Annotated in this window: 12 protein-coding genes; 10 read left to right on the top strand and 2 right to left on the bottom strand. The window is 34.7% G+C overall.

The window, feature by feature from the left end:
• The first annotated feature begins 149 nt into the window (after positions 1–149).
• The 4 genes from QWT87_RS19065 (at position 150) to QWT87_RS19080 (ending at position 6931) form a co-directional block, all read left to right on the top strand.
• Entirely contained in the window at positions 150–2606 is a 2457-nt protein-coding gene (locus QWT87_RS19065; protein ID WP_302718100.1) for a DUF5686 family protein, read from the top strand.
• 280 nt (positions 2607–2886) lie between these two features.
• Positions 2887–5085, top strand: coding sequence for a hypothetical protein (locus tag QWT87_RS19070; RefSeq protein ID WP_302718102.1), 2199 nt, complete (start codon positions 2887–2889; stop codon positions 5083–5085).
• Positions 5086–5114: 29 nt separating this feature from the next.
• Complete coding sequence (locus QWT87_RS19075; protein WP_116096447.1) at positions 5115–5351, top strand: hypothetical protein; 237 nt, start codon at positions 5115–5117, stop codon at positions 5349–5351.
• Positions 5352–5464: 113 nt separating this feature from the next.
• Positions 5465–6931, top strand: a complete 1467-nt coding sequence (locus tag QWT87_RS19080) for a M20/M25/M40 family metallo-hydrolase (RefSeq protein WP_302718104.1) — start codon at positions 5465–5467, stop codon at positions 6929–6931.
• A 99-nt stretch (positions 6932–7030) separates the two neighbouring features.
• On the opposite strand, the gene folP is transcribed toward QWT87_RS19080, so the two are convergent.
• Positions 7031–7798, bottom strand: coding sequence for a dihydropteroate synthase (folP, locus tag QWT87_RS19085; RefSeq protein WP_302718116.1), 768 nt, complete (start codon positions 7796–7798; stop codon positions 7031–7033).
• A gap of 332 nt (positions 7799–8130) precedes the next feature.
• On the opposite strand from folP, the gene QWT87_RS19090 reads away from it, so the two are divergent.
• The 6 genes from QWT87_RS19090 to tpiA all read left to right on the top strand — a co-directional run bounded on the left by QWT87_RS19090 (position 8131) and on the right by tpiA (position 13066).
• Positions 8131–8685 (top strand): DUF1599 domain-containing protein, encoded by a 555-nt coding sequence (locus tag QWT87_RS19090; protein ID WP_302718106.1) that lies wholly within the window; start codon positions 8131–8133, stop codon positions 8683–8685.
• Between the two features lie 14 nt (positions 8686–8699).
• Complete coding sequence (locus QWT87_RS19095; RefSeq protein ID WP_302718108.1) at positions 8700–9812, top strand: BT_3928 family protein; 1113 nt, start codon at positions 8700–8702, stop codon at positions 9810–9812.
• Positions 9813–9839: 27 nt separating this feature from the next.
• Complete coding sequence (locus QWT87_RS19100; protein WP_087711353.1) at positions 9840–10193, top strand: tellurite resistance TerB family protein; 354 nt, start codon at positions 9840–9842, stop codon at positions 10191–10193.
• Between the two features lie 65 nt (positions 10194–10258).
• Positions 10259–11641: an AAA family ATPase gene (locus QWT87_RS19105; RefSeq protein WP_302718110.1), complete on the top strand. Its 1383-nt coding sequence runs from the start codon at positions 10259–10261 to the stop codon at positions 11639–11641.
• Positions 11634–12311, top strand: coding sequence for a DUF4276 family protein (locus QWT87_RS19110; protein WP_302718112.1), 678 nt, complete (start codon positions 11634–11636; stop codon positions 12309–12311). The genes QWT87_RS19105 and QWT87_RS19110 overlap by 8 nt, the downstream gene beginning before the upstream one ends.
• The gene (gene tpiA / locus QWT87_RS19115; RefSeq protein WP_087711354.1) at positions 12308–13066 is read left to right on the top strand and encodes a triose-phosphate isomerase; all 759 of its coding nucleotides are present in this window, start codon (positions 12308–12310) and stop codon (positions 13064–13066) included. The genes QWT87_RS19110 and tpiA overlap by 4 nt, the downstream gene beginning before the upstream one ends.
• Positions 13067–13450: 384 nt before the next feature.
• Here the strand turns inward: tpiA and QWT87_RS19120 are convergent, their stop codons facing one another.
• Entirely contained in the window at positions 13451–13999 is a 549-nt protein-coding gene (locus QWT87_RS19120; protein WP_302718114.1) for a type 1 glutamine amidotransferase domain-containing protein, read from the bottom strand.
• Positions 14000–14161: the final 162 nt, after the last annotated feature.

Below are 14161 nucleotides of genomic sequence, written 5' to 3' on the forward strand. Positions count from 1 at the left end.
TTTTATTATCTGCTTAAGAATTATAAATAAAAAACCATCTGTATTTCTTTTACATACAGATGGTTTTATTTTTAACAAAAGATTATATTTTTTCGTACCGTTTTGTAACCTTCTTATTTTTAGTTTTGTCTTATCTATAAAAAAGACTAATGACAAAATATCTATCTTCGCTGTTTTTGTTTGTTTCGGTAGTGTTTTTCGCACAAAATCAGCTGAAAGTGATCAGTAAAGCGAATAAAAAACCTGTACATAACGCAGCGGTCTACTGTGATGACGCACTTCTCGGGAAAACCGACTTCAACGGCAGTGTATCTTTTAAAACAAAATGTAAAAAGATCGAAATTCTTGCCAGCAATTTTCAGGATGTCGTAACGGATGTAAAACCGTCTATGGAAGTTTCTATGCAGCCTTTGTCTGAAAAGATGGGAAATATAGACAAGATTGTCATTCAGGATAAAAGTGATCCGAGAGCGTTGAGAATTTTAGATGAGGTAAATAAAAGAGCCAAAGAGAATTCACCCAAATCATTGGATTCCTACAATTTTAAATCGTATTCCAAGTTTTCTATTGACGTAGATAAAGATTCTGTGGATACGTATAAAAACTTTTTGGCAGTAAGAAAAGACTCGCTTTCGAAGGTCGATAAAAAAGACCTTAAGCAAACGGATAAAGAGAAAAAAGATTCTTTGATCGGAGAAGATCTTATTCAGGCGACCACCGAAAGCCAGTTGTTTCTTTGGGAGAAAGCCGCAGAATACAAATATTCTAAAAGCTTCGGGGAAAAAACCAATATCATTGATAACAGAATGTCGGGATTCAAAAATCCGATTTATGAGGCTTTAGCGATCAATATTTCTAATCTTGACAGAACACCGAGACAGCTTAGACCCGAAAACAGAAAATTATTCAATTTTTATCTTTCCGATACTTTACAGCTTGACGGAAGAAAAACTTTTGTGATTAAATTCAAGGAAATCACCGATAAAAAGAAGCAAAATCCGAGAAAATTTAACGGGAAAATCTATATTGATTCCGAAACTTATGCTTTGAAAAAATTTGAAAGCCAAAGCAAAAAGCGGAATGAAGGAGATATTGTTTCAGTTTGGAAGCCTATTAACGGAAAGTGGTTCTTAGACTACGAAAACATGAAAGTAAAAATGGGAAGCCAGAGTTTCGAGACTTCTAAAAAAGACAGTCTGAAACCAGGAGAAAAAACGAAATACAACAAAAAGAATTTCGGAAATTATCTGTATGTAAAAAACCGTTTCTTCGATTTTGAGATCAATAAAGAACAAAAAGCATCCGAATTCAAAGGCTACTCTCTTGAAATGAAAAACTCGGACGGAAGTCTCCTTTCCCAATACAGAACCGACAGTCTTACCGCGAGAGAAAGTGCAACCTACACCAAGATCGACAGTTTTGTGGAAAAGCATGATTTTGAGAAAAAGCTGAATACATTAACGCAGCTTTTAAGAGGAAATCTGCGGTATAAATTCATCGATTTTGATCTTACAAAGTTCTTCAGCTATGATAAATACCAAGGTCTTCGTCTGGGAGCAGGAATCAAGCTGAATGAAAAATTCAACAAAACATTTTCACCGGACGGTTATTTCGGGTATGGATTCAAAGATCATACATGGAAATACGGTTTGGGTCTTGATGTGAAATTATCAGATAAAAGAACGTCTGTTTTCAGGATCGATTATGTGGATGATGTGTTCGCAGCCGGAAGATTCAGCAACAATATGTGGGACATGATGATGAAATTTTCAGACATCAATCTGGATCTTCACAACTCAACTTTTTACAAAAACCAGAAATGGGGCGCTTCTTTCCTTTATGATATTTCGAATTCTTTAAGCGTGAAAGTTGCCGTGAATAAAGAAAAGCAACAGGCTCTTTTTGATTATCAGTATAAAAATCTGGGCAGCAGTTTCGACAATACAAGTGCAACGTTATCCTTAAAATTCTCACCGAATGACAAAAATATCATGACGCCAAGCGGAAAATTCACTTATGAAAAAGGATATCCGCAAATCTTCATGAATTACGAAAAAGGATTTGAAACGTTAGGCGGAGATCTGGATTATCACAGAGTGGATGCGTTAATTATTCATCAGTTCAGATCAAAATTAGGATATACGAACATTAAACTTTTCGGAGGAATTTCTTCAGGCAATGCACCGATCCGGAAAAACTTTGAAATCGCAGGACAAACCGATGCGAACAGAGACAAATGGACTTCGAGCATTACGACACCTTCCAATCTGGGATTTGCAACCATGCCTTCGGGAACATTTTTCACCGATAAATTTGCAGCCTTCAAGATATCACAGTCTCTTCCTTTCAGGTTTAAAACTTTCGGATCAAGATATTCCAGTATCGAACTCGAATATCAGGCGGCGATCGGAAACATGAAAAACAGACAGGATCATCAGTTTCAGTTTCAGGTGCTGGATCATTATTATCAGGAAGCCGGAGTTATCTGGAACCGTTTTCTGGGAAGAAACTTTGGGGTAGGATTTTCTTACCGTTTAGGATATTATCAGACCTCAGAATTTAAAGATAATTTTGCTCTTAAGTTCAGATTTAATCTTTTAAACTAAGACCTATTTCAAAATAATTATCTGCAAAATAGAAACAGAAGCTTTCGGGTTTCTGTTTTTTTATTATCTTTCTTAAAAAATAACCATGAAACATATGCTTACTGAGTGTTTCTCTGCAATATTAATTTCTTCTAATACAAAAAGAATCCCGTCCTTTGATTGAAGATGGGGAGTTTGAGCCTTATTTTTTAAAAGATATTTCCAATGAATGATCCCATTAATATCAATTAACAAAACTTTTGCGGGACAATAAATATTAGTAATTTTGGCAAGGTTTTCTATGAAAAGGATTTTACTGTTTCTATGTTTTTCAATCTGTATTTTTGGTTTTTCACAATCGAAAGTTACTTCTATTGAAACCGTTATCATTGAAGACAAAAGTGATCCGAGAGCACTGGAAATCCTTAATAAAGTGAATCAGTATTTCCATGAGAACTCTCCCAAAACGCTGGATTCCTATTATTACAAATCTTACGAAAAAATTTCTCTCGATATCGACGAAGACAGCATCTCGCAATACAAAAAATTCTTCGAAGAAACCGGAATGTTCAAAAAAAAGCGGGAAAAAGATTCTTTAAACAACATTACCGCGCGAAAAATATTCTCGAAAAGCAAACTGTTTCTCTGGGAAAGAGCACAGGAATTTCTGTATTCTAAAAAATACGGCGAGAAGATCAATATTCTGGATAACAGAATTTCCGGTCTCAAACAGCCTATTTATGAAATGATCGCGCTTCAGCAAAGCAACAGAGACAAAATCCCGGATCAGATTAAAAAAGAAAACCGAGGACTGTACCGTTTCTTTCTCACCGATACCATTGAAATGGACGGAAGAAAAAATTTCGTTATCCGTTTCAGGGAAGTGAATTACAAAAAACCCGATAAAAAAAGAAAATACAACGGTGCTATTTATGTAGATACCGAAACCTACGGCGTAAAAAAAATTGAAAATTTCAGCAAGAATAAAAACGACGGAATTATTACCAGTTCGTGGATTTTTTTCAACGACAAATGGTTTCTGGCATATGAAACCGTAAAGCTGAAAATGAGCGATATGCAGATGGAAAACGAAAATGCTGAAGAAAAAACCGATAAGAAAAGCAAAAAAACTTTCGGAACCTATGCGTTTCTTACATCGCGGTATTTCGATTATCATTCCCCTGCGGAAAATAATCAAAATGACTTTAAAGGCTACACTTTTTCAGTAAAAAATATCGACGGAAAAACCTTAGATCAATACCGAACCGATCCTCTTACCGAAAGAGAAAAAAACACCTATAAAACGATTGACAGTCTTGGAAAAATCTATAATATCGACCGTAAAGCAAGAGTTTTGGGCGGTCTGTTTCTTAACGGACAGATTAAAGTAGGTGTAGTTGATTTTGCAGTGGATGAAATCGTCAATTACAATCTTTATGAAGGTTTCAGAGTTGGATTAAAAGCAAAACTTAATGAAAATTTCAATCCGTATTTTTCTCCGGATTACCTTTTTGCGTACGGTTTTAAGGATGATAAATGGAAATACAGGATTGGTCTTGATATCAAAACAACGTTGGAAAAAGATTCGTATTTCCGGCTGGATTATTATGATGATGTAACAGCTTCCGGCGAATTCTACAGAAGGCTCTGGAGCTTTAAAATGAGAACGGCAAACTATGGAAATAACCTGAACAACGACCGTTATTACCGTTACAAAGGAGCTTCTGTGTCTTACCTGAACGATGTTACCAACGGATTAACACTGGTTTTTGCTGCCCGAAGAAATCTGGAAGAAGCAATGTTTGATTATTCTTTCCGAGGAAGAGGTTCTTCTTTTGATAATTTTAATACCCTGTTTACGTTAAAATATTCCCCAAATTCCACGAATATTATGACGCCACAGGGAAAATCACTGATCGATCAGAAATATCCCGAATTGTACTTTAATTACGAACAGAGCTACAAAATTTTTGGCGGAGATTTCAATTATACCCGATTTGATGCGCTTTTAATTCATAACTTTAAAACCATGCTTGGAACCACCGGCTTCAGACTCTACGGCGGAATGGTTTTCGGAGATGCGCCAATCTGGAAAAATTTCACCATGAACGGGCTTGCTTCTTCAAGAAAAGATTTTAATTTCAACCTAACTTCTTTCTTAGGATTTGCCACTCTGGAAGGGGGAAAATATTACAACGACCGGTTTATTGCCTATTATTTTACCCACAAAATCCCATGGTATTTTAAAAGCTTCGGGCAGAATATTTCAAGCTTCGACTTTGTGTTAAGAGGAACGACGGGAAATATGAAACATCCGGATTATCATCAGTTCAGATTCCGTCCTTTGGATCATCTTTATCAGGAAGTCGGTCTGGAATGGAATAATTTTCTTTCTACCTACTTTAATCTGGGATTATTTTACAGGGTTGGATATTACACCACTCCTAATTTTAAACAAAATTTTGCAATTCAGTTTAAATTAAAGATTCTGGATTTTTAAAAAATAAAACAGCTAAAAATAAAAGATAAATGCAGAAAATCGAAATAAAAGCAGATCAGTTTTTCGAGTTATTAAAATTAAAAGATACCTCGATGTGGGAAATCTTTACCCAAATGATCGATGGAAACGAAAAGGAAATCATCTTTCTGGATAACGAAAATAAAATCCTTTTCAATTATATCCTTCCCTCTACACCGGAGAAAATGGAGGAAGACCGAAAAGAATTTTCAAAACAGTTTGCAGATAAGCTTGCGAATCTGAATTAAACTTTTAGAAACGTATTTCTTCTTATTTAAAGTTTAACCTTAACTTAAAGTTCATTTTTTGTTTATTTTGTGTTAAATTTTAAAAGTGTAATCAAATCATTAAAAAATTCAAGATGAAAAATTACCTATTATCTGCACTCAGTGTGTTTGTTTTTGGGACTTTTACTGCTCAATCCTATCAAAAACCTTTAGTTTCTGCTATCAAAGAAGGCGATCTTCGCAAGGATATGTATGATCTTGCAGCCGATCAGTTTCTGGGTCGTGAAGCAGGAACTTTAGATGAGCTTAAAGTATCAATGTGGCTTGCTGACAGAGCCAAGGAAGCGGGAATGAAACCAGCCGGAGACAACGGAACTTTCTTTCAGTTTTTTGATATGTACAGACATCAGGTAATTCCGCAGAGCAGTCTGAAAATTGGTGATAATTCTTTAAAATTATGGAAAGATTTTCTTGTTGCGGAACCCGTAAATGCAGACATCGATTCTGAAATTCTTTATGCCGGAAATGCCGAACCCGAAGATTTATCAAAATTAAATATTAAAGGGAAAATTCTCGCCGTAAATGCATCTGACAGAAATATTGAAAAGGAAATGACTCTTTTCGTAAGAAGATATCCCGGTTTTGTAAGAACAAAATACTATAACAAAGCATCTGAACTGGGAGCAAAAGGAATCATCTTCATTACAGACGAAACATCAGACAAAAGCTGGGTTGAAGTTTTACCGCAAATGACGAGAGGTTCTTACGGAGTAGAAGGTTTAAGAGAAAGTGTAACGAATAATATTCCGGTTTTATGGATTAAAAGAGAAAATTCTGACTGGGTAAAAAACAATCCTAAAATTTCGCTGCACCTCATCACAGAAACGTATAAATATCCTTCCGTAAACATCATCGGAAAAATAGACGGTACAGATCCTAAACTTAAAAACGAATTTGTTTTAATCAGCGGACATCAGGATCACGACGGAATAAGACATCCTGTAAAAAACGATACAATTTACAACGGCGCAGATGATAACGCAAGTACCTGTGTTGCGATGTTGGCAATGGCAAGAGCCTATAAAAAACAGCCTTCAAAACGAAGTATTCTTTTTGTTTTTCATGGTGCTGAAGAACGAGGTTTATTGGGTTCGAGATGGCATGCAGCGCATCCTGTTGTGCCAAAAGAAAATATTGTTGCCGTTCTCAATGGAGATATGATCGGGAGAAATGATAATAATGAAGCTGCGCTTCTGGGAGGAAATTCGCCTCACAAAAATTCTGAAGAATTGGTAAAAATGGCTGAAGATGCCAATAATGAAAGTACGAAATTCAGGTATCTGAAAGATTGGGATTCGCCGAAGCATGCAGAATATTTTTATTTCAGAAGCGATCATTTACCCTACGCAAAAGCAGGAATTCCTGCAATATTTTTCACGAGTGTTCTGCACGATCAATATCACACTCCGCAAGATGAATCGGAAAACATTAATTACAAAAAGCTGTATAAAATGACGGAATGGATGTACCGAACTTCATGGAAAGTAGCCAATGAAACCGAACGTCCGAAAGTGATTTCTAATTTTACACTGGAAAGATAAATTTAGAACTATAAAAAAGCTGTCTCAAAAGCCAAAAAACTGACTTTTGAGACAGCTTTTTTGTTTTTTAATCATGAAAATCCGATGCTTCGGATTATTTTAATTCCTCAAAAATCTATCCAGAGTTTTCTTAGCTTCCAAAACATCATGAACTCTCAAAATTTTTGCGCCCTGCTGCAAAACTTTCAGATGGAGTTTTTGAGTTTCTTCATTAATGTCCAAAGGAGATTTTCCTAAAGGTTTATAAATGAAAGATTTTCTGGAAATACCTATCAGTAAAGGGAATTTTCCGAATCCTAAATACTGTACTTCGTCAATCATTTTCATTTGATCTTCCACTGTTTTACCAAATCCGAAACCGGGATCAAGGATCAAATCTTTCACTCCTAACTTGAGCAATTCTGCTGTTTTTTCTGAAAAATATCGGTTTTCTGAAAGAATAATATCTTCAAATTGTAACTTATCGTGCATCGTCTCATAGGTAGGATTTACGTGCATCAAAATGTACGGCAGCTTTGTTTCTGCAACAGTTTCAAACATTTTATCATCATACTGACCGCCGGAAATGTCGTTAATCAGATCAATGCCCTCATTAAAACCAAATTTTACGGTTCCGGAATAAAATGTATCCAAAGAGATCAAAGCTTCCGGAAATTCTTTTTTAATTAGAGAAATGATATTTCCGATTCTTCGGATTTCCTCTTCAGAAGTCAGAAATTCGGCATTCGGTCTTGTGGATTGCGGTCCGATGTCGATGATTTCAGCACCTTCTTTCAGCATTTTTTCGGTCTGTTCCAGCGCAGATTTTTCATTGTTAAATTTTCCGCCGTCTGAAAAAGAATCAGGAGTGAGATTGAGAATTCCCATGATTTTCGGGGCTGATAAATCTATCAATCTTCCATTGCAGTTGATGGAGTGAAAGTATTCAAAGGTTTGAGTGTTGGAGAATGACAGAGCTGGGAAGCCGGATGGTTTATGAGTAAACATTTTGGAATTACTAATTGAGTTTATTCTACAAAAATAGCATAAAAAAGAAACGCACAAATCTGAAAATATCATTTAAATGCCCATTAACCACACCATGCATAAACGCTCTCCCTCAAACTCATAAACGCTCTCACCCAAAAACGCCCAAACTCTCCTATTCCGAACCCCTCCAACACACAAAAATTCGTATATTTGGAAGATTAAGAGAATTTATGTCAGAAACATCAGTACAGTTCGGGAAAGTTATCAGTCAGTGCCGCGAATTATTCAGCAAAAAATTACAGGATTACGGTGCAGCTTGGAGGGTTTTAAGACCAAGCTCAATTACGGATCAGATTTACATTAAAGTCAACAGAATCCGCACGTTACAAATGACTGATAAAAAAATGGTGGACGAAAGCGAAGAGGATGAATTCATCGCCATTGTGAACTACTCCATCATCGGACTGATTCAGCTTGAAAAAGGTTTTTCCAACGATTTTAATGAAAATAAAGAAGAGATTTTAGAGCTTTACAATCATTATGCGACCGAAGCACAGCAATTAATGGAAAGAAAAAACCATGATTACGGTGAAGCGTGGAGAGACATGAGAATTTCTTCGATTACGGATCTTATTTATCAAAAAGTTTTAAGAACCAAGCAAATTGAAGATAACCAAGGCGTTACTCTGGTTTCCGAAGGTTTGGATGCCAATTATTTTGATATGCTGAATTATGCGGTGTTCTGCCTGATCAAATTTTCTGAAAAAGCACCCCATGTAGAATAAAAAACAAATTAATTATGATAAAAGGTTTATTACGATTCCTACTTGCGATTATTTTCATCCTTTCAGGGTTTGTAAAAGCAGTTGATCTGGTTGGTTTTTCCTTTAAAATGGAAGAATATTTTGCCCCGAATGTTTTTAATATGCCGTTTTTTGAAAAGTTTGCACTGCCGCTTTCGATATTTGTTGTGGTGCTGGAACTTCTTCTGGGCTTTATGCTTTTGATTAAACTGAAACTTAAATTCACGCTTTCTGCATTAATTGCACTTTGTATTTTCTTTGGTTTCCTTACCTTTTATTCTGCCTATTACAATGTGGTAACAGATTGCGGATGTTTTGGAGATGCCATTAAATTTACGCCGTGGCAGAGTTTCATGAAAGATATTGTACTTCTCGTAGGATTAATCGCTGTTTTCATTCTTTACAGAAAAGAATTTAAGAAAAAAGATGCATACAGCTTCAGCACAAAGAAAGAAACAGGAAACAAATTCAAATATATTCTTCTGGGCGTTTTTTCTGTTGCCATGATTCTGATTGGCGCACATGGAATTGTTCATGAACCTGTTATCGATTTCCGTGATTATAAAATCGGAACCGATCTGAGAGCTGAAAAAGCTAAAATTGCTAAAAATCCGTCCCAGTATAAAACGTTTTATTCCCTGAAAAACTCTAAGACCGGAGAAGTTCTGAAAGTAAATCAGGATGATTATATCAAAAAAACAGAATATTGGGCAGAAGGATCGCCCTGGAAAATAGAGGAAGGAAAAAATGAATCTGTTCTGGTAAAAGAAGGCTACAAATCTGAAATTGCAAAATTCAAGCTTGAAGATACTACGGGAATGGATATGACTCAGGAAGTTATCAATGCTCCGAAAGCTATTTTAATTTTCACGTACTATCCGCAAAATGTTTCTCCGGAAGTTATTAAACAGCTTGAAGCTAAAGTAAAAACTCAGGGTACAACTGCTGTTTACGGGGTTTCAACGCTTCCGAATACCTTTAAAACCATTAAAAATTTGATGATGGATGCAACTGCAATTAAAACGATCGCAAGAAGCAATCCTTTTGTACTGGTTCTGGAAAACGGAAAAATTGTTGACAAACAGCCTGCAAAAGATTATCTGAAATAAAAAAACACTAAAATTTAAACTATATCAATGCAAAAGTCTAACAAACCCATTGCCGGTTATCATTTATTGATGATTCTTTCTTCTGTAGACGGAGAATTTGCTCCGGAAGAAGGAATGCTTGTTCAGCAGTATTTAGCCGATGAATTTCCTTTTAAAATGAATCTTGATAATGAGCTTGAAACCATTGCCCTGCTTCAGCCGGAAGAATGGAAAGATCATTTTGAATTTCACGCGCGTTGCTTTTACGACGATTCTACGGAAGAGGAAAGAACAAATTTCATTCAGTTTGCGAAAACGCTGATTAAGGCGGATAATAAAGTGACGGATGAAGAGCATACTTTTTATACGCTTTTGAAAAATCTTTGGAATATTAATCGATAATTAATTATCAGTAATATTTGAGAAGATGTAAATTTGCTTTAAATACCTAATATTTATATAAAAAAATGATTACAAAGATTAAGATAAATGGATTTAAATCATTTCATAATTTTGAAATGACTTTTACTCCGTTTACAATAATCGCTGGTACAAATGCTTCTGGAAAGAGTAATCTTTTTGATGCCTTAGAATTGCTCTCAAAACTAGCTGAATCGGATAATATAAAAAAAGCCCTGCAAAGCCAGAGAGGAGATTTTTTAGAATTATTTAGCATGTATGATAAAGGAATATATGCAGATATAATGGAATTTGAAGTTGAAATGCTTGTAAATAAAAAGGTAAAAGATGCATGGGGAAATGATGCTACCTTAAAATATACTAGATTACAATATCAACTAAAGTTAAAGAGATTTATAAACCAATCAGGTTTGGAAGATGTTGAACTATTCCACGAAAAGCTAATTAATCTTAAACATCAGGATGATAAATGGATAGAACTGATTACTAAAAAAAATAGAGAAATATGGAGACCAAAAGTTCCTACAGGAAAAAGAGGTGTTCCATACATTGATACTGAGATAATAGATGATATAAATACTGTAATAGTACCACAAGACTTAAAAGGAGGTAATAAAAGAAGATTTCCATTAAACAATGCAAACAGAACTGTTTTAAGTAGTTTTGATTCTATAGACTTCCCTCATGTATTAGCAGCAAAAGAGGAAATGAAATCTTGGAAATTCCTCCAATTAAATCCTGACGATTTAAGAGAGCCAACAAATAAAAACAATGGAGACGATGAAATAACAAGCTCAGGAAAAAATTTAGCCGCTACCCTACACAGAATTTCTCTTAATACTGAATTTGCATTGAAAGAGATTTCTAGAAAATTAAATAAATTTCTACCCCAATTCATTGAAGTAAATGTTATTGATGATAAAGAGAATCGTCAGTTTATCATAAAATTAATTGACGTCGATAAAAAAGAATATACTTCAAGAGTTCTTTCCGAAGGAACTTTAAGAATATTAACATTATGCATTTTAGAATATGACGACAACTTTGGGAGTCTGCTATGTTTTGAAGAACCCGAGAATGGCATCCATCCCGCCAGAATTTCTACCATGCTACATTTACTAACAGATCTTAGTACAGATTTTTCCGATACTGAACTGCCAATAAAACAGGTTATTGTTAATACTCACTCTTCTGTTTTAATTGGAGAATTTTGGAAAAACTTCAAGAAAGATAATAATAAATCTCTCTGGTTTAGCGAGATGGTTACAAAAACCGATTTTTATGAAAACGCGAAAATAAAATTTGAGTCTACTAAACTCTCACCTGTAGATAAAAATTTTGTTGCAGATCTTTTTCCTGATAGAAAGATATCTATTTTAAAAGTTCAAGAATATTTAGATAACGGTAAATTCTCAACTGAAGATGAATAACAAACAGTTATTTATAGGCTTAATTTCGGAAGGAACAACAGATACCAGATTTTTGTTTTCTGTAGTTGAAAGAACTGTTGAGCAATTAGTTTTTAATTTTGGAGGTTCTACCGAAATATATATAGAAGAATTAAAAAAAGATTCTGGCAAGAAATTCGTAAATCAAATCGTTGATGCTAATTTAGCTCATCAAAAAGAAAATTTCATTAATATTCTATTAGTTCACAGCGATGCAGATTATAAAGATGATTCAAAAGTTTTGGATGAAAAATTTTTTCCTTTATTAGAAGAGATTAAAACAAATGACGAAGTATTGTGTAAGGAAATTGTACCTGTGATTCCCATTCATATGATTGAATCATGGATGTTAGCAGATATTGATTTGTTTCTTGATGAAATTTCTACCAACAAGACGAAAACTGAACTTGGACTTAATGGAAATTCTGAAACTTTTACAAATCCAAAAAATAAAATTAAAGAAGCGCTACAAATTATTAATCAAGAAAAACCAAAAAAGAGAAGAAAAGATTTACAAATAAGTGATTTATATCAAATTATTGGACAAAAAATTGAAATTGATAAACTTATACAGTTAAATTCATTTAGTAAATTTTATCGTCAAATATCAGATTCTTTACAAAAGCTAAAATATATAAATAAGAAACTATGAGAAGAAAAATAGTTGCAGGAAACTGGAAAATGAACAAAAATGTAATTGATGCCCAACAATTAATGGTTCAGTTACTAAGCTATAAAAACAATAATACTACGAACTGCGAAGTATGGATCGCTCCTCCGTCTCTGTATCTGATGATGGCAAAAGATGTTTTTGAAAAAGATGAAATCGGCGTTTTCGCACAGGATATCAGTGAACATGAAAGCGGAGCGTACACAGGAGAAATTTCTGTGGATATGCTGGAATCTATTGATGCAACAGGTTCTTTAATCGGGCATTCTGAAAGAAGACAATATCACGGCGAAACAGATTCTCACTGCAACAGAAAGGTAAAATTAGCTTTGGATAAAGGTTTGATTCCTGTTTACTGTAACGGGGAAACATTGGAACAGAGAAAAGCTGGACAGCATTTTGAAGTGGTAAAAAATCAGACTGAAGTAGCTCTTTTCACACTTTCAGCAGAAGAAATTAAAAAAGTAGTGATCGCTTACGAACCGGTTTGGGCAATCGGAACCGGAGAAACGGCAACTCCTGAACAGGCACAGGAAATCCATGCTCACATCAGAAGCATTATCGCTGCAAAATACGGACAGGAAGTTGCTGATGAAGTTTCTATTCTTTACGGAGGTTCTGTAAAACCGGATAATGCAAAGGAAATATTCTCTCAACCTGATATCGATGGTGGTCTGATTGGTGGAGCTGCTTTAAAACTGGAAGATTTTTCTAAAATTATTGAGGCTTTCAACTAATAGCAAGTAAAGCTGTGAAAAAATTTATACTGCTGTTTCTGGGAATATTATTATTTGACATTCTTTATGTATTTATCTACGACCAGTTTTTCATCGGTATAAAACCTGAATTTTTGCAGTATCCATTGTCGATAATTAAAGTTTTGGTGAATTCACCCGCAGTATTATTTGATAAGCTGTTGCCTTTTTATGCGTCAATACCAATACATAAGATGTTTCTGATATTTTTTGGAAATATTTTAGTACAGACATTTTTGATTTACAGGATGTTCTTTAAAAAGAGAAGATCTACAGAAAATGAAAAATAAAATCCGGCGGCATCGTAGATGCCGCCGGATTTTTTATAATCAGAGTTTGTAAAATTAAAGTTTGTGCCTTTATATTTTAGATGGTCTGTTCTTCATGTTTTCCTTCTTCTATTTCTTCTACCATCTTTGCATTAAAGGCTGGAAGATCTTTAGGAGTACGGCTTGTTACCAAACCATGATCTACTACAACTTCACTGTCTTCCCAGTTCGCTCCCGCATTTTTAAGGTCTTTGCTGATTGAATCTACCGATGTCATTTTTCTTCCTTCCACCACTTCGGCGTTAATAAGAATCTGTGGTCCGTGACAAATAGCTGCAACAGGTTTGTGCTGCTGGAAAAAATCTCTTACGAAAGATAAAGCAGTTTCGTTGGTTCTTAACTGATCCGGATTGATAACGCCACCTGGTAAAACCAATGCATCATAGTCTGAAGCGTTGGCTTCATCTAAAGTTTTATCAACATTGTATTCCTGTCCCCAGTTTTTTTCTGCCCATGCTTTAATAGTTCCGGATTCCGGACTGATGATGTGGGCTGTCCAGCCTTGCTGTTCTAAATGTTCTTTTGGAGATTTCAATTCGCTTTCTTCAAATCCGTGTGTTGCTAAAATTGCAATTTTCTTTGACATAATTTTTATGATTTAAGTGTTGTACAGAGTATCTTGAAAAAATGATACCGTTTTTACCCTCAAATTTTATAAAATTTGTTAAAGTATTTATTTTAGATCTGAAAATTACATTTATCACTATTAATGTTAAAATTTGTAAATCCGACTTTTATCCTAGCCCGG

This window comes from Chryseobacterium urinae (genome assembly GCF_030518295.1).
Lineage (GTDB): Bacteria > Bacteroidota > Bacteroidia > Flavobacteriales > Weeksellaceae > Chryseobacterium > Chryseobacterium mucoviscidosis.